Annotated in this window: 11 protein-coding genes; 5 read left to right on the top strand and 6 right to left on the bottom strand. The window is 70.2% G+C overall.

Annotated elements, in window-relative coordinates; all coding sequences use genetic code 11:
* Window position 1: 1 nt before the first annotated feature.
* A complete protein-coding gene (locus tag B0F77_RS07335) occupies window positions 2-1,474 on the top strand; it encodes an amidase (RefSeq protein WP_086662007.1) in 1,473 nt (490 codons plus the stop codon).
* Here the strand turns inward: B0F77_RS07335 and B0F77_RS07330 are convergent.
* Complete coding sequence (locus B0F77_RS07330) at window positions 1,464-2,681, bottom strand: MFS transporter (protein WP_086662006.1); 1,218 nt, start codon at window positions 2,679-2,681, stop codon at window positions 1,464-1,466. The genes B0F77_RS07335 and B0F77_RS07330 overlap by 11 nt on opposite strands.
* A gap of 138 nt (window positions 2,682-2,819) precedes the next feature.
* Here B0F77_RS07330 and B0F77_RS07325 point away from each other — a divergent pair, with 138 nt between their 5' ends.
* Entirely contained in the window at window positions 2,820-3,473 is a 654-nt protein-coding gene (locus tag B0F77_RS07325) for a winged helix-turn-helix transcriptional regulator (RefSeq protein ID WP_086662005.1), read from the top strand.
* On the opposite strand, the gene B0F77_RS07320 is transcribed toward B0F77_RS07325, so the two are convergent.
* Genes B0F77_RS07320 through B0F77_RS07310 form a run of 3 tightly spaced genes read right to left on the bottom strand, consistent with a single transcriptional unit; the run spans window position 3,451 to window position 7,468 of the window.
* A complete protein-coding gene (locus B0F77_RS07320; protein ID WP_086662004.1) occupies window positions 3,451-4,803 on the bottom strand; it encodes a carboxyl transferase domain-containing protein in 1,353 nt (450 codons plus the stop codon). The two genes, B0F77_RS07325 and B0F77_RS07320, sit on opposite strands and share 23 nt — an antisense overlap.
* Window positions 4,787-6,190, bottom strand: a complete 1,404-nt coding sequence (locus B0F77_RS07315) for an acyl-CoA synthetase (RefSeq protein WP_086662003.1) — start codon at window positions 6,188-6,190, stop codon at window positions 4,787-4,789. The genes B0F77_RS07320 and B0F77_RS07315 overlap by 17 nt, the downstream gene beginning before the upstream one ends.
* 3 nt (window positions 6,191-6,193) lie before the next feature.
* The gene (locus B0F77_RS07310) at window positions 6,194-7,468 is read right to left on the bottom strand and encodes an SLC13 family permease (RefSeq protein WP_086662002.1); all 1,275 of its coding nucleotides are present in this window, start codon (window positions 7,466-7,468) and stop codon (window positions 6,194-6,196) included.
* A gap of 135 nt (window positions 7,469-7,603) precedes the next feature.
* Here B0F77_RS07310 and B0F77_RS07305 point away from each other — a divergent pair, with 135 nt between their 5' ends.
* Window positions 7,604-8,305: a FadR/GntR family transcriptional regulator gene (locus B0F77_RS07305; RefSeq protein WP_086662001.1), complete on the top strand. Its 702-nt coding sequence runs from the start codon at window positions 7,604-7,606 to the stop codon at window positions 8,303-8,305.
* Here B0F77_RS07305 and B0F77_RS07300 read toward each other — a convergent pair.
* Both B0F77_RS07300 and B0F77_RS07295 read right to left on the bottom strand, forming a co-directional pair.
* Window positions 8,283-11,270, bottom strand: a complete 2,988-nt coding sequence (locus B0F77_RS07300) for a TIM-barrel domain-containing protein (protein ID WP_086662109.1) — start codon at window positions 11,268-11,270, stop codon at window positions 8,283-8,285. The genes B0F77_RS07305 and B0F77_RS07300 overlap by 23 nt on opposite strands.
* Before the next feature lie 84 nt (window positions 11,271-11,354).
* A complete protein-coding gene (locus B0F77_RS07295) occupies window positions 11,355-11,972 on the bottom strand; it encodes a dihydrofolate reductase family protein (RefSeq protein ID WP_086662108.1) in 618 nt (205 codons plus the stop codon).
* Window positions 11,973-12,126: 154 nt separating this feature from the next.
* Here B0F77_RS07295 and B0F77_RS07290 point away from each other — a divergent pair, with 154 nt between their 5' ends.
* Both B0F77_RS07290 and fxsT read left to right on the top strand, forming a co-directional pair.
* Entirely contained in the window at window positions 12,127-13,155 is a 1,029-nt protein-coding gene (locus B0F77_RS07290) for an AAA family ATPase (RefSeq protein WP_245847871.1), read from the top strand.
* Window positions 13,152-17,273 (top strand): FxSxx-COOH system tetratricopeptide repeat protein, encoded by a 4,122-nt coding sequence (gene fxsT, locus B0F77_RS07285; protein ID WP_086661999.1) that lies wholly within the window; start codon window positions 13,152-13,154, stop codon window positions 17,271-17,273. Before B0F77_RS07290 ends, fxsT begins: the two co-directional genes overlap by 4 nt.
* The last annotated feature ends 127 nt before the right edge of the window (window positions 17,274-17,400 follow it).

The following is a 17,400-nucleotide window of genomic DNA, read 5'->3' as shown; positions in this document are numbered from 1 at the left end:
GGTGGACTTCGACGAGTACCGGAAGTACGACGCCACCGGGCTGGCGCAGCTCGTCGCGGACAAGCAGGTGTCCGCGGCGGAACTCCTCGCGGTGGCGAGGGAACGCGCCGAGGCGGTGAACCCGAAGCTCAACGCGATCGTCCGCGACGTCCCCGCCGAGCCGTCGGACGACCTCACCGGGCCGTTCGCTGGTGTGCCGTTCCTGATCAAGGACCTCGGCCAGGACTACGCGGGCCTGCCGACCTCCAACGGGTCGCGGTCGCTGCAGTCCTATCGGGTCACCGCGCACTCGACCGTCGTGCAGCGCTGGATCGACGCCGGCCTGGTGATCTTCGGCAAGACGAACCTGCCGGAGTTCGGCGCGAAGGCGATCAGCGAGTCGACGGTCTGGGGTCCGGCGCGCAATCCATGGGATCTCGAACGCACTCCCGGTGGTTCCTCTGGCGGGTCGGCCGCGGCGGTCGCGGCCGGGATCGTGCCGTGTGCCGGGGCGAACGACGGCGGTGGCTCGACCCGGATTCCGGCGGCGTGCTGCGGACTGGTCGGGCTGAAGCCGGGGCGCGGGCTCACCCCGTTCGGCCCGGAGACCGCCGAGATGATGCACGGCGCGGCGGTGCAGGGCGTGGTGTCCCGGACCGTGCGCGACACGGCCGCGATGCTCGACGTCATCTGCGGCGGCGAGCCGTCCGGCCCCTACACGCCGGGCCTGCCGCCGGCGTCGTTCGCGTCGTGCGTGGGCGAGCCGCCGGGCAAGCTGCGGATCGGCGTCCGGGTGCCGTCCGCGATCAACCCGACGCCGCACGCCGAGGCGTACGCGGCCGTCGAGTCCGCCGTGCGGGTGCTGACCGAGCTGGGCCACGAGGTCGAGGAACTGCCCGAGGCGCCGTTCGACGACGCCGCGCTGGCCAAGGACTTCCTGCTCACGTGGTTCGTGAACCTCGCCTGGAAGGTCGCCGACGCCAAGCGGCTCACGGGCGCGCCGGACGTCGCGTTCGAACGGGACACGCTGCTCATGGCCGCGCTGGGACGGGCCACGAGCAGCGTCGACTACGTGGACGCGGTGCAGCGCCGGCACGAGCACACCCGCCGGCTGAGCACGTACTTCGAGTCGTACGACCTGCTGCTCACGCCGTCGCTCGCGACCCCGCCGCCCAAGGTCGGCTCGTTCGACCTGCCGGTGTCGCTGCAGCGGGCGACCGACGTGCTGCTGAAGACCGGCACGGCGAAGTTCCTGCGGCACACCAAGCTCATCGACGACATGATCTCCGACAACCTCGGCTGGGTGCCCTACACACAGCTCGCGAACATCACCGGCCGGCCCGCGATCTCGGTGCCGCTGCACTGGACCGCGGACGGGCTGCCGCTCGGTGTCCAGTTCGTGGCGCCGCTGGAGGGGGAGTCGTTGCTGATCCGGCTGGCGGCCCAGCTCGAGGAGGCGCTCCCGTGGGCCGACCGGGTTCCGGTCATGAGCTGAGGTTGAACCGCGCGGCGGCCACGCCGATCAGCGTCACGATCGCGGTGACCACACCGAAACCGACCGCCGCGGCCGCCGCGCCCACGACACCGACGAACAGCCCCGCGAGGATCGCCGAACTGCCCATGGCGAGGTAGCCGACGAAGAAGATCGCGGTGAACAGCCCGGCGCGTTCGTGCGGCGCGACCTCCGGCACGAGCCCACGGGTGGTGCCGGCGAACGAGAGGCCGATCCCGCCGCCACCGAGGATCGCGGCGGCCCAGAGCAGCGTCAGCGAGGTGGCGCCGATGCTGCCGACGAACAGGACCGCGCCGGCGATCATCGCGGTGGTCCCGGCGATCCGCAGGCGCGGCGGGCGCACCTGGCTGGTGAACGCCGAGCCGGCCGTGGCGGTGGCGAGGGCGACTGCCGCGAGCAGGGATCCGAGGATCGGGCTGTGCACCTTGAACACCGCCACCAGCAGGGCGGGCACCAGTCCCATGAACAGCGTCATCGTCATGAACCCGCCGACGATGCCCGGCACGGCCGCCCAGTACAGCCCGCGCACCTGAGCGGGCAGTGAGATGCGCGGGTTCAGCGAGGCCAGCGCGCCCGGCTTGCGCGTCGCGGTCTCCGGTGTGACCAGCGCGAACATCGTCAGCGCCGCGATCAGCACGGCGAGCACGAGCCACACCGCGAAGGGCGCGTCGGTGGCGAACTCGGCCAGCACGCCCGCGAAGAGCGCGCCGATCGCCAGTCCTGCGAGCGGAGCCATGCTGGTCATCTGGGCGCCGAGCTTCTTGAACCGCTCTGGCGCGAGCTCGACGACGGCCGCGCTGAGCGAACTCGACGCCGCGCCCGTGGCGATGCCCTGCACGACCCGAGCGGCGATGACCCAGCCGATCGAGGGTGCCGCGAGGAACATCAGCATCGCCACCAGGTCGATCGCGAGCGCGGCGACGATCATCGGCTTCCGTCCGATGTGGTCGGAGAGTGACCCGATCACGACGATCGAGACCAGCAGCGAGAACGCGTAGACGCCGAACGCGAGCGTCAGCACCCACGGCGGGAATCCCCACTGGTGCTGGTAGATCGGTAACAACGGGGTCGGTGCTCCGGCCGCCACCAGGACCACGACCATCGCCGTCGAGATGCCCGCGAAGCCGACACCGCGGGACAGGAACGGCCGCGGCACGGCCGGGTTCGTGCGTTCGAGCAGCGCGGTCATCGCACTTCCTTCGCGTTCGGAGGTCCCGGAGGTTTCGGGGGTGTGGTCAACGACGGTAAACGTGTTCACTTCGTTTTTGCAAGTGTGCTTCCGATTACGCCGTTGGCTCTGGATAGACAAGCTTGCTACGCTGAGTGCGTGAAGCGACGTGACTTCGGTCAGTACTGCGGCCTCGCCCGAGCGTTGGAGCTCGTGGGCGAGCGGTGGGCGTTGCTGATCGTGCGCAACCTCGTCGTGCGGCCGCGTCGCTACACGGAGCTGCAGACCGGCCTGGCGGGGATCCCGACGAACGTGCTGGCCACCCGGCTCAAGGAGCTCGAACAGGCCGGCATCGTGGAACGCCAGGTGGCCCCGGCGCCGCAGCGCGGTGTCGTCTACGCGCTGACCGCGGTCGGCCGTGATCTGGAACCGGCCCTGCTCGCTCTCGCCCGCTGGGGCTCGACCCAGCTCGGGGAGCCGCAACCGGGTGACGTCGTCTCGCCGGAAGGGCTGGTGCTGAGCCTGCGCGCCAGGTTCCAGCCGGAGCAGGCAGCCGGGCTGACGGCGTGCTGGGAGATCCACGTCCGCGACTTCGTGATGCACGCCGTGATCACCGAAGGCGCACTGACGACCGGACTCGGCCCCGCACCGGTCAAGCCCGACCTGACCATCACCGCGTGCTTCGCCGATGACGAGCTGGCGTCCTATCGCGGGATCATGAGCGCGGTCCGGGACGGGCTGGTGGATCTGAGCGGCCGCAAGAAGCTGCTCGACACCTTCCTGCGGGTGTTCACCGTTCCGCGGGCTGCCTGAGCGCGCTCGAGCCCGACGGCAGCTCGGCGACGCCCACCGCGATCCCGAGCTCGACCAGGTCCTGCGGACGCAACCGCAGCTCCTCCGCCGTCTCCCGCGTCCGCGCCGGGTCCCGCTTCAGGATCGCCGCCGCCAGCTCGGGTGAGATCACCGCGAAGTAGCTGTCCGGCGTCACCCACATCCGGTCCGGCGCGGCGAACGCGAGCGCGCCACCAGAGCCGCCCTCACCGATCAGCAGCGTCGTGACCGGCACACGCGCGGCGGCGACCGCGGTGAACATGTCCGCGATGGCCGCCCCGACCCCCGCCTTCTCAGCGGCCTCGTCGTTGGCCGCGCCGGGCGTGTCCACCAGCGTCAGCACCGGAATGCCCAGCCGGTCCGCCAGCTTCAGGAGGCGGGCCGCCGTGCGGAACCCGGCGGGCCGCGTGGCCGTGCCGCGCTGCGCGGCATAGGCGATCGTCACGCCGTCCCGGTGCCCGAAGCCGCACAACACCTCCGCGTCGACGCCGCCCGCGCGATCTCCGCTGATCGGTTCGTGCCAGTCGAAGTAGGCGGCGAGGTACTGCTCCGCGCGCGGACGGCTCGGGGCACGGGCGCGCAACACCGCGTCCCAGCCCGTTTCCGGCAACGTCGTCGCGCCCATCGCCTGGGGCACCGGTGCGTCGTCCGCCGTTGTGGTCAGCAGCTTCAGCCACCGTTCCAGCCGGCCGCGCAGCTCGTCCGGCGGCACCAGCTGGTCGACCAGGCCGGCCGCGAACTGTTGTGTGACCGAGTATCCCGGCGGCCGTACCCGTGAGCCGGCGAACCCGACCTGGGCGCCCGCCAGCCCCAGCACGACATCCGCACCCGCGCCGAGCGTCGCCCAGCCGCCGCCGGTCGTGGGGTCGCGAAGCACCGCGAGGTGGGGCAGGCCGGCCTCGCGGGTCAGCGCTAGCTGGCGCGCGATGCGTTGCAGTTGCAGGAGAGCGAGCGTGCCCTCCTGCATGCGGCTGCCGCCGGTCGCGACCAGGGACACCACCGGCACGCGCAGCTCGCGGGCGCGCGTGAACGCCTGCTCGATGCGGGTGCCTGTGCGGGTTCCGAGCGAACCGCCGAGGAAGCCGAACTCGAACGCCACCACGACCGCCGTGACGCCGCCGATGTCCGCGACACCGCAGACGACGGACTCCCGTTCGCCAGTCCGTTCGGTCGCTTGCGCCACAGCGAGGTCATAACCAGGCCACCCGAGTGGACCATCGCCCTCTGCCGGACCGAGATCGTCCGGCAGCTCCGTGAACGCCGACGCCACCAGCGCGATCACCGCGCGGGCCGGCTCACGTCCCGAGGGCACGTTTCATCACCTTGCCCATGTCGTTGCGCGGCAACGACTCCACGAACCGCACCACGCGAGGCCGCTTGTGCGGGGTGAGCAGCCGGGCGACGTGGTCCACCAGTTCCTGGGCGGGCACCTCGCCGGTCGGCACGACCCAGGCGATGATGCGCTCGCCCAGGTCGTCGTCGGGTTCGCCGGTCACCGCCACCTCGGCCACGGCGGGGTGTTCCAGCAGGGCGTTCTCGATCTCGCCCGCGCCGATCTTGTAGCCGCCGCTCTTGATGATGTCCGTCGCCTTGCGGCCGACGATGCGGTAGTAGCCGTCCGGGTCGCGGGTGCCGACGTCGCCGGTGCGGAACCAGCCGTCCGCGAACGCCTCCGCGGTGGCGTCGGGGCGGTTCAGGTACTCGGTGAACAGGTTCGGGCCGCGCACCTGGATCTCGCCCACCGCACCGGTTTCGTCCAGCACGCCGCCGTGGTCGTCGACCAGACGGACCGAGACGCCCGGCAACGGCAGGCCGACCGCGCCGGGGCGGCGTTCGCCGTCCGCGCGCACGCTGGTGTTCATCAGCGTTTCGGTCATGCCGTACCGCTCGACCACGCGCTGTCCGGTGGCCGCGGCGATTCGTTCGTGGTCGCGCACGGGCAACGCCGCCGAACCCGACACCAGCAGCCGGGCCTTGCCCAAAGCCGCGCTGAGACCGGCGTCCGAACCGACCTCCTCCGCGATGCGGTGGTACATCGTCGGCACGCCGAACATCATCGTGGCCTCGCCGTCCAGTGCACGCGCCAACTCCACGGTCGAGAACTTGCCCAGGTGCCACAGGGTTCCGCCGCGTCGCAACGGGCCGAGCACGCCGAGGATCAGCCCGTGCACGTGGAACAACGGCAGCGCGTGCACCAGCACGTCGTCGGAGGTCCACTGCCATGCCTCGGCGACCGCGTCCAAAGTGGACACCAGAGCCCGGCGCGGCAGCACGACCCCCTTGGGCGAACCGGTGGTGCCCGAGGTGTAGACGATCAGCGCCGGAGCGTCGTCGTCAGGCATCGCGAACGGTTCGAAGGTGCTGCCGTCGAGCGTGACGTCCCGCCGTGGCACGGACCGCAGGCCCGCGGGCACTTGCTCACCAGGAGCGGCGAGCACGCAGGCGGGCGCGCTGTCCGCCACGATGTGCGCGAGTTCGCGCGAGCCGACCTTCGGGTTGAGCGGGACGGCGGGCACCCCGGCGAGCAGCGCGGCGACCACGGCGACGCACGTCTCGATGGTCGGGGTGGCCCAGATCGCGACCCTGGGCAGCCCGGCCAGCTGAGCGGCCAGGGCTCCCGCGCAGGAGGCCAGCGACGCGTGGGTCAGCTCGCGGTCGCCGAAGCGCAGCGCGACGCGGTCAGAGGACAGAACGAACATGAGTCACCAGATTCCGGGGACGACGAGGGCGAGCCAGACCAGCGGCGGCGCTGCCGCGACCATGATCCCGCCGTAGACCATGAGCTGCTTGAAGAACTTGTCGCGGTCGACGTCCTGCGCACCGGCCAGCACCAGCGCGCCGTTGGTGGAGAACGGACTCACGTCGACCACGGTCGCCGACACCGCGAGCGCCGCGATCAGCCCGACCGCGCTGACGTCACCCCGCAACAGGAACGGCACGGCCAGCGGGATGAGCGCGCCCATGATGCCGACCGACGAGGCGAACGCGGACACGATCGCGCCGATGTAGCAGATCAGCAACGCGGCGAGCAGCGGCGCACCGACGCCCGCGACCGAGTCGCCGGCCCACTTGATCGTGCCCATCGTCTGCAACACCGCGACGTAGGTGAGGATGCCGCAGATCAGCAGCACGGTCGGCCAGGTGATCTGGGTGATCGCCTGTTTGCTCGTCTCCGGCCACACCACGCTCAGCAGCACGGCCACGGTGATCGCGGCGAGGCCGACGTCGAGGTCGAACACCAGCGCGGCCACCACCAACGCGACCAGCCCGGCCAGCGTGGCGATGCGCGGCGTGGTCAGCGTTACCGGTTCTTCGGCTTCGTCCACCGCGTCGCCACCGCCGCCCGCGTGCACCAGGATCTGGACCGGCTGCCGCGCCAGCTTCATGCCGCCCAGCACCACGAACACCACGGCGGCGATCAGCAGGTTCACCACGAGACTGGCCAGGAACAGCACGATCTCGTTGCCCGGCAGGCCTTCCTTGGCCACGATGCCGTTGACGATCGTGCCGTAGATGCTGATGGGGGAGAACCCGCCCGCCTGCGCGCCGTGCACGACCATCACGCCCATCAGCAGCGGGCTGATCTTGTACTTCGCGGCGAACCCCATCGCGATCGGCGCCACGATGGCGACCGCGGCCGGGCTCACCGCGCCGATCGCCGTCAGCACACCGGTGATCGCGAACATCACCCACGGCATCAACGCGATCCGCCCGCCCACCAGCCGGATCGCCATGTGCACCAACCAGTCCGTGGTGCCGTTGGCGCGCGCGATGGCGAACAGGAACGTCACCCCGACCAGTACGACGAACAACGAGCCGGGGAAGCCCTTGAAGATGTCGTCGGTCTTCATGTCCGCGACCAGCGTGCCGACCCCGAAGGCGGCGGCGAACGCGAGCGCACCCATGTTGATCGACCTGGTCGTGGCGATCACGAACACCACGACCAGCACGAGTATCGAGATCAGTTCGGCGGACATCAGGGGCTCCCGTCGTTGGGGCTGTCCTAGTAGCTGGCACAGTGGCCAAGTGGCTGAGCCACTTTCCGCCCTGCGTCCACCAGCTGTCAAGAGGTGGCCTAGTGGCTGAGCCACTTGACCGGTTATTCTGGTCGCATGTCCGAGGCACTGCGGCCGATGGTGAAGTCCCGCCTGTACGAGCAGGTGCTCGAACGCCTGCGCGCGTACGTCGGCGAAGCGGGCCTGAAGGCGGGCGACAAGCTCCCCGCCGAACGCGACCTGGCCGCGAGCCTCGGCGTGAGCCGGGCGTCGGTGAAGCAGGCGATCGTGGTCCTGGAGGTCCAGGGCCTGGTCGAGGCTCGGCACGGCGGCGGCACCTACCTCGTCCGCGACACCCTCGACGTCGAACCGGTCGAGCAGCTCGTCGAACGCCGCAAGCGCCTTCCCGAGGTGCTGGAGGCCCGCGAGGCACTCGAGACCAAGCTCGCCGAACTCGCCGCCGAACGCCGCACCGACGCCGAGCTGGAGGACATCCGCCACGCCCTGGACTTCATGCGCGACGAGATCGCCGAGGGCGCCAACGGCGTGGAAGGCGACCGTCGCTTCCACGCCGCTGTCACCGCCGCCGCGCACAGCTCACTGCTCGCCGACTTCATGAAGACGATCGCCGGCCAGATCACCGAGAGCCGCACCGAGTCGCTGCGCCAGCCGGGACGCCCGTCCCGTTCGCTGGCGCAGCACACTGCGATCTACGAGGCCATCGCGGCGGGCGACCAGAAGAAGGCCGCCGCCGCCATGCGCAAGCACGTCCGCACCGTCGCGAAGGTGCGGCTGCTCACCTGGGTGCCCGAAGACTGACCAACGCCCGCCCGTTCGCCTCCACGACGTGGCTGGACCCGTCCGCCTTGTGCACGACGAACTTCCAGTCCCGTGTGGACACCTTGCCGGACGACCACACGAACGCGATGTCGCCGGACTGGACGATCCGGGTACGCCGGCCGTCCTCGTACAGCGTGAACTCACCCTTCGCGCCGGCCGTGACGTGCACGGTCAGGTCATCTGCGGCGTGCTGCGCGTCGTTGGTCACGTTGTCGGTGCGCTCCACCAGGATTCCGCCGGAGCGCAGGAACACCGGCATGGTGTCCAGGCCCGCGCTGACGGTCGCCCAGCTGTTGCCCTGGTAGACCTGCCCGGTGAAGTAGTCGGTCCACTGACCGGGCGGGAACCACACCCGCGTCGAACCGACGTCGCCGGGCGTGGTGATCGGCGCGACCAGCATGTCCGGCCCGAGCAGGAACTGAGTGTCCACAGTGGAATAGGCCTCGGGCGAGGCCGGGTATTCCAGGTACGCGGGCCGTACCATCGGCACGCCGGTGCGGTTCGCCTGCTCCGCCAACGTGTAGATGTAGGGCACCAGACGTTCGCGCAGGTTCAGGAACTTCGTCGCCGAGGCCTGCGCGGCCGGCCCGTACTGCCACGGCATCCGGTCGCTGTGGTTGCTGTGCAGGCGCGTGATCGGCTGGAACGCGCCCAGCTGCACCCACCGCGCGTACAGGTCGTCCGGCAACTTGGTGGTGTAGCGGACCTGGCCGTTGTCGAGGTAGGTCTCCGATCCGCGAATGCCCGTGGTGTCGTTGTGCCCGCCGATGTCGTGGCTGATCGAGGACATCCCGGTCGCCACGCCCTCCGCCGAGGTGTACCCGATGGTCCCCTTCAGCGCGCCCCACGTCGACGAGGTGTCGCCGGTGAAGTGCAGCGTGGTGCGCTTCTCCGCCCACGGCCCGGTCTGCAGCGGTCCGGAACCGCTGTAGCCGCCCGCCTGCAACGAGCCGAACCCGCGCGAGAACGCGAACGCGCCCATCTTGGCGTACTGCTCGTTGATCCACGTGTCCGGCGTGACCCCGCGCAGCGACGAACCCGAGCCGTCACAACACCAGTCGAGCCACCAGAAGTCGGTCGGCATCTTCTGGTGCAGCTCGACGTACGCGCGCAACTGGTCCGGGTCGGCCCAGTCGAACACGTAGCAGTCGGCACAGGATCCCTTGGCCAGCTTGCCCTTCGCGGTCGCCTGCGCTCGCGCGAAGTCCGGGTCGGTGCCCTGGATGCTCGGATGGATGTTGAGCGTGCTGTGCATGCCCTCGCGGTGCACCCAGTCCAGGAACCCCTGCGGGTCGGGGAACTTCGACTGGTCCATCTGCCAGCCGTTCCACGTGTTGCGCGCCTTGAAGTCGGTGTCGACCACCAGCACGTCCAGCGGCACTCCGTGCTGACGGAACGCGGGCAGGATCCGGTCGCGGTAGTCGGCGGCCGTCCGGTCGATGTACTCCGAGTACCAGACCCCGTAAGCCCAGCGCGGCAACAACTTCGGCCCACCGGTCAGCGTCGCCAGGTCACCCAGTGCCGCCTTGTGGTTCTGGCCGTAGCCGAACACGTACCCGTCCTGGTACGGCTGCGCACCACGATCCGGCCGCGGCGTGCCGTTGGCGTACGCGGAACCCGTGTCGTCCAACAGGTACCAACCGTCGCGGTACATCAGGCCGGGAGTGAGCCGGGGATCGCCGCTGGTGCCGGTGTAGCCGTCCAACGAGCGCCGGTAGCCGCCGAGTGCCAGGTGCTGCACCGGGTTGTTGATCCCGATGGTGTCGAGGTTGACGTGGCACCCGGTGGCCGGACACGTGACGTCCAGCGAGGAAGTGCCCGCGGGCAACGGGATCTGCGCGGTCGTGGTGGCCCACGTGGCCCAGTTCGCCGTCGCCGGCACCGTGATCGGCTGCCCGTTGATCAGGACGGTCCGCGGCTCGTGCTTGCCGTCGCCGCCGACCCCGTTGGCATAGCGCAAAACCACCGGATAGGTGCCCGCCGACGGAACCCCGCTCACGGGCTGGCGCAACCGCGTGCCGCCGACCAGCTCGGCGACGAACCCGGTCCCGGCGAACCCCGCGTGTTCGTCGGCGATCTTGGCCGGACCGGTGAGCGCGCCGTTCTCCGCCTCGCAGCTGGTGCCGAACCGGCAGTCGTCGACCGCCCGATCACCCGGATACGGCTGGCCGGACGTGAGCAGCGCCAGGCTGTCAACGTTGACATTGCCCGAATCGGCGGCCCGCCGGGTCAGCGAGACGCGGTGCTCACCGGCGGACAGGTCGACCTCGGCCTCGACCTGCCTCCAGTCGTTCCAGTCCGCGGTCGCCGGCAACGTGATCTGCCTGACCGCCTGCCCGTCGACGCTGAGACCGAGCGTGCGGTTCTCGTGCTTGCCGTCGCCGCCGACCCCGTTCGCGTACTTCACGACGACCCGGTGCCGGCCCGCACTCGTTGCGCGCACGGTCGCCGTGATCCCGTTGTTGGCGTAGGAGAACCCGGCGACGAACCCCGCGCCGGTGTACCCGGGATGGTCGGCCGCGACCAGCACGGCCTCCCGTTGCTGATCTTCGGCCTCGCACAGCTGCCCGGTCGCACAGACCACCCGCCGCCACGGGGACGCGGTCGTACCGGCCGTTCTGAGCTCGAGGTTGTCCGCCCGGAACGGTCCTGACCCGACGCGGTAGCGCAAGGTCATCGCCGAGGTGGTGATGACCAGCCAGCCGTTCTCGACTCTGGAGCTGTAGGGCGTGCGGGGGAGACCCGCTCGATTTACAACGTTGTAAGTGGAGGCGTTCTCAAAGACTCGATCACCCGCGAACTCACTTCGCACGAGGGTGGGGGAGAGGATCTGGAACCTGGCCTGCCCGGACACGACCGTGTTGCTCGGTTGAGCGGTCGCGGGGGCGGGCAGAACCAGGCTGAGCAGTGCCACTAGGGGGACGATCGTCGCGCGTTTCCGCATCCGTGCTCCTCGTCTGACGCCGTCGGCTTCCGAGGTGTTCAGGGACGTGAACACCTCTCACCTTGGCCCGGCGATGTGGAGCGATCAAGACGCCGTTCGGCGCACCACGCGATACGTCACGTGCGTGAAGGAGCTGCCCGCCCGCGACTCGACCTGCTCCAGCTTCAGCCCGGGAACGCCGTCGAACAACCGCGTGCCGGCGCCGAGCGTGATCGGCACGATCCGCAGCCGCAGCTCGTCGATCAGCCCCGCCGCGAGGTACTGGTTGATGGTGGAGGCCCCGCCGTGGATGGAGATGTTGCCGTCGCCGGCCGCCTCTCGCGCGAGCTTGAACGCGGCCTCGATGCCGTCGGTGACGAAGTGGAACGTCGTGCCGCCCTCCATCGGCTGCGGATCGCGCGGATGGTGGGTCAGCACGAAGACGGGCCCGTGATACGGCGGATTGTCGCCCCACCACCCGTTCCACGGCCGGTCCCAGTCACCGCGCACCGGCCCGAACATGTTGCGCCCCATGATGAACGCCTTGGTCTGGCCGAGCATGTCCATCTGCCACTGGAACTCCGCGGGGTCGTCCATCCACGCGTGCAGCTCGCTGCCCCAGCCGTCACCACCGTCGTCACCGAACGGGCGGTCCTCGGTCTGGTCCAGCCCGGCCGCGCAGCCGTCGAGCGAGATCGAGAGGTCGCAGGTCACCTTGGTCATGCGACCCAGCATGGATCTCCATTCGGGTGCCCTCAAGATCCTGGCCGCCAGGTGCGCCATTCGGCTGAAGCAGTGCGGCTGTCGACCGACCGGCGCGCCGCGTCTCGGTAACGTTCGACGTTCCGCTGGAAGATCCGGAAAGGGTGTCGGTGGCGTGAACGCGAACACCGGGTGGCAGGTCTACCAGGGCACGGGCCAGGTCGCCTCCGCACCGTTGGCCGAGGTCCCGGAACCTCCGCCGTGGCGCAAGTTCACCGGGTCCGGTGAGGTCTTCCGGCCAGCCGACGACGGGGGTGAGGGAGATCGCCGCGTCGGCGCCCTGCGGGCCATCAGGCGAACTCCCCATCCCCGCGAGGTGGCGATGGTGAACGCGGCGATCTACCTGCGCCGCCCGCTGCTGGTGACCGGCGATCCCGGGACCGGCAAGTCGTCGCTGGCCTACCTGATCTCCCGGGAGCTGGGCCTGGGACCGGTGCTGCGCTGGCCCGTCACGAGCCGGACGGCGCTCAAGGACGGCCTGTACCTCTACGACGCGATCGGGCGGGTGCAGGCCGCGGCTGACCGTTCGCCCGAGCTCGCCGCCGACTCGGACCTCGGCGACTACATCCGCCTGGGACCGCTCGGTACCGCGTTGCTGCCGTACGAACTCCCGCGGGTGCTGCTGATCGACGAGCTGGACAAGGGCGACATCGACCTGCCGAACGACCTGCTCAACGTCTTCGAGGAAGGGGAGTACGACATCCCCGAACTCGTCCGGTTCGCCGCCAGGCAGCCCGAGATGCGCGTGCTGACGGCCGACCGCGGCGGTTCCGCGGTCGTGCGGGACGGCGTGGTGCGCTGCCGCGAGTTCCCGATCGTGATCATCACCAGCAACGGCGAACGGGAGTTCCCACCCGCGTTCCTGCGCCGGTGCCTGAAGCTGCACGTCGATCCGCCGGACTTCGACCAGCTCGGGAGCATGGTCGCGGCGCACTTCGGCGAGGCGGACGGCATCGACCTGGCGCGACTGATCGCGGACTTCCTGGAGCGCAGCGGGCAGCTCGGAGGGCTGGCGTCCGACCAGCTCCTCAACGCGGTGCACCTCGCGACGCAGCTCGCGACCTCCGGCGCGTACCAGCCGGACGCCGAGTGGAACGACCTGCTGACCGCGATCTGGCACCCGTTGTCGGCGGAGGTTGAATGAGCGAACCCCGCCTGGACGAGGGCATCGGCACCGCCGACCTGACCTACCGCGAGCTGCGCGACGTCCTGTGGCTCAGCGGAAAACTCCGTCCTGACGCGGACGGCGTGGAGGCGGCGGAGCCCACCGCGCCGACGCCGCCCGTGGAGGCGCTGGAGACCGATGCCGGGAAGGACCGGACCGACGCCGGGCAGGAAGTGCCCGCAGAGCAGGAACCGGAGCCGGAACCGCCGGGCCTCACCAGGATCGTCGCACTCGGCGAGGGATCCGACGTCGTCCCGCTCGGGTGGCCGGCCCATGCCGCGCTGCCCGATGCGCGGGGGATCGCGCGCGCGTTGCGGCCGTTCATGCGCACGACACCGTCCCCGTGGCGCACGGTTCTCGACGAAGAGGGCACGGCCGTCCGCGCCGCCCAGGACGGGCTGTGGGTGCCGGAGTGGAAACCCGCGCCGTGGCGCCGGTTCGACGTCGCGCTGGTCACCGACGTCGGGTCCTCGATGGACATCTGGCGCGGGACCGCGCGGGAGTTCCTCAGGCTGCTCCAGCGTCAGGGCGCGTTCCGAGACGTGCGGCACTACCGGCTCGACTGCTCCAAGGACTCGCCGGAGGACCTGCTGCTGCAGGTCGGCGGGACGGACAAGACGTGGCAGTGGTCCCACCTCGTCGAACCGGCCGGTGGCCGCATGGTGCTGGTGCTCACCGACACGGTCGGCCCGGCGTGGCGCAACGGTGCGGCCGCGGGGCTCCTGGCCAGGTGGGGCCGGACCATGCCGGTTGCCGTGGTCCAGGTCCTCCCCCACCGGCTGTGGCACTGGAGCGCGCTGACGACCCGCCGGGTGCGGCTGTCCGCGCGGAGATCCGGTGCGGCGAACCGGCATCTGCGGGTCAAGGCCGTCCAGCCCGACGCGGACATCGCTGCGGAGGAGCTGAAGAACGCCGTCCCCGTTCCGGTGCTCGGCCTGTCGCCGGACTGGATGGCCGGCTGGGCGAAGCTCCTCACCTCGGACGACGGCGGCTGGATCGAGACGACGGCAACGCTGGTGTCGCCGGCCGACGGCGAAACCACGCCGGCGATCCCGAACGAGCCCGCGGCACTTCTGTCGGCCCGCGACCGCGTGCTGCGGTTCCGCTCGCACGCGTCGGTGGAGGCCTTCTCGCTCGCCGGCCTGCTCGCCGACCTGCTCGCCGCGGAACCGCTGAGCCTGCCGCTCATGACGCTGGTGCAGCGGAGGTTGCTGCCGGGTTCCAGTCCGTCGGCGCTCGCCGAGGTGATGGTGGGCGGCCTGCTCAAGCAGGTCCCTCCCGCCGGCCGGGTCGAGGGGGACGCACCCACGATCACCTACGACTTCTACGAAGGCGTGCGCGAGGAACTGCTGAGCACGGCCGTACCAGCCCCCGAACCGACCGACGAGAACCGTCCTCACCTGCGAGTGCGGACAGCCGTCCTGCGAGCGCTGTCCGGCCCCTATGCGCCTCGCGCGCTTCGGCTGGCGCGAGCACGGGAGGAAATGCGACCTGCCTCGTACGAGTCAGACGCGATCATGGGGGAGGTGGCGCACGCGATGACGTCCGCGGCTGCCGAACCCCCGATCGGGGAGCATGACCTGTATCCGGTGTGGGCTTCGGTGGGCCGGCGCCGCGAGACGACCGGCCAGCCGTCGGTCTGGGGATCGGTTCCGTTCCGCAACCCCGACTTCGTCGGTCGTGCGGACGTCCTGCGGCGTCTGCGTGAGCGGCTGAGCGAGCCGGGCGTGACCGCTGTCGTACCGGAAGCACTGCACGGCATGGGGGGCATAGGGAAGTCGCAGACCGTCGTCGAGTACATCTACCGACACGCCGCCGAGTACGACGTCGTCTGGTGGATCCGTTCCGAGCACCCGTCCCAGATCACCGCGAGCTTGGTGGAGCTGGCCAGGAGACTGGGCCTGCCCGCGGGGTCGGCGGACATCGCGGTTCCCGCCGTGCTGGAGGCGTTGCGCACCGGGACTCCCTTGCCCCACTGGATCCTGGTCTTCGACAACGCGGACCGGCCCGAGTTCGTCCGGCCGTTCTTCCCCGTGGGCAACGGGCACATCGTGGTCACCTCGCGCAATCCGGACTGGGCCGGCGTCGCGCGGCCGATCGAGGTGGATCTCTTCACCCGTGCGGAGAGCGTCGAGCTGTTGCGGCGCAGAGACGTGGGGATTTCGGAGGAAGACGCCGACCGGCTCGCGGAGGCGCTCGGCGATCTGCCGCTCGCGGTCGAGCAGGCGGCCGCGTGGCGGGCGCAGACCCTCATGCCGGTCGCCGAGTACCTGGAGCTGTTCAACCAGCATCGCATGGAGTTGCTCGGGGCCTCGTCGAACGACTACGAGGTCCCCGTCGCGGCCGCGTGGAACGTCTCGTTGGTGAGGCTGAAGCAGGAGCACCCCGAGGCGTTGCGACTGCTCCAGGTCTGTGCGTTCCTCGGCCCCGAGCCGATCTTTCGGAGCTGGTTCATCGGGGTGCGCGGCGCTTCTTTGCCCGACGAGCTGGCGCCGTTGCGGGATCCGATGAAGCTCGCCAGGGCGATGCGCGCGATCAACAGGTACGGCCTCGCCAAGATCGATCACGGGAACGACACCCTGCAGCTGCACCGGTTGCTGCAGGCGGTGCTGAGGAGCCGGCTGGACGCGGAGGAACAGGACCGGTTCCGGCACGCGGCGCACGTGCTGCTGGCCCGCGCGGATCCGAACGACCCCGAGAACCCGGTGAACTGGTCGTCCTATTCCGACGTGCTACCGCACGCGCTGGCATCGCGAGGGTGGTGGTGCGAGGACTTCGACGTGCGTCTTTCGATCAGCAACCTCGTCCGCTACCTGCTCGCCAGTGGAGACCACGGCGGTGCGCTGGACCTTTCGCAGGACGCTGTGCACGTGTTGCGTCAGCACCTCGGTGAGAGCAGCGTCGAGACGATCGAGATGACACGGCTGTTCGCCATCGCCCTGCGGAGGCTGGGCAGGGTCGAAGAAGCCGTGGTCGTCAACGAGAAGAATCTGGAACGGGTTCGCGAGGCGGTGGGGGAAGACCACGAGATGTGGCTGACCGTGCTCGGCACCGTCGCGGCCGACCGGCGCACGCAGGGGAAGTTCGCGGAGGAGCTGGAACTGCGGCAAAACCTCTACGACAGGTCGCTTGAGCTCTTCGGACAGGACGATCTCACCACGCTCTCGTGCGCACACGACCTCGCGAGCTGCCAGCGGCTGATGGGGGAATTCGTCAAGGCTCGAGAACTCGACGCGGAGAACCTGCGCCGCCGCGAAATCGTGCTGGGGGAACACCCCTCGACCTACCGCGCGCGGAACGCGCTCGCCGTTGATCTCCGCGAGTGCGGTGACCACGAGGACGCGCGTCGGTTGCAACAGGAGACGTTGTCCCGCCAGCGAGAAGAGCTGGGACCGGACCACCCGCACACGATCGGCGCGGCCCGGAACCTCGCGGTGACGTTGCGCAGGCTCGGCGACCACGCGGGTGCGCTGGAACTGTCCCACGACTGCGCCGCCTGGTACCGCCACCGGTACGGCGACCGGCACGTCGACACGGCGATCTCGCTGTCGAGCCTGTCCGTCGACCTCCGGCACACCGGCGACCTGCGAAGAGCACTGGAGGCCGCCTCGGCCGGCTACCGCCTGTTCCGGGAGATCCGCGGGGACGGCCACCCGTACACGCTGCTCGCGGCCACGAACCTGGCTTCGGTGCGGCGGTCGCGGGGCGACCTGCGGCGTGCGCGTGACCTTGACGAGCTCGCGGAGCGCGGCCTGTGTGAAGCGCTCGGCAGCGACCACCCGTTCGCCCTGGTGGCGGCAGCCAACCTCGCGAGCGATCTGGCGGTGCTCCGCGCTCTGGTGCAGTCCAGGGTGCTGAACGAGGACCTGGTGCGGCGGTCGGCGAGAGTGCTGGGTGAGGAGCACCCGACGACGTTGGCGATCGAGCTGAACCTCTCGCTCGACCTGCGGCAGGACGGTGCGGACGCCGAGGCGGAGTCGCTGCACGCGCGGACCGTGGACCGTTTCGTCAAGGTTCTGGGCGTGGCCCACCCGGCGACCATCGCGGCTCGCGAGTACCAGCGGGCCATCTGCGACGCCGACACCATGGAGCTCTGAGCCTCCGCCGCGTCCTCATCGGACGATCCGCCATCTGATGGCGCCTTCCCGGTCCAACGACCGGGACTTCAAGTCCGCTACCAGTGCCGACTCCCTGAACGAACCGGAACTACCAGGTAGTGACTTG

Source organism: Lentzea kentuckyensis (genome assembly GCF_002150765.1).
GTDB classification, from domain to species: domain Bacteria; phylum Actinomycetota; class Actinomycetes; order Mycobacteriales; family Pseudonocardiaceae; genus Lentzea; species Lentzea kentuckyensis.
This window is presented reverse-complemented; position numbering and strand designations above follow the sequence as displayed.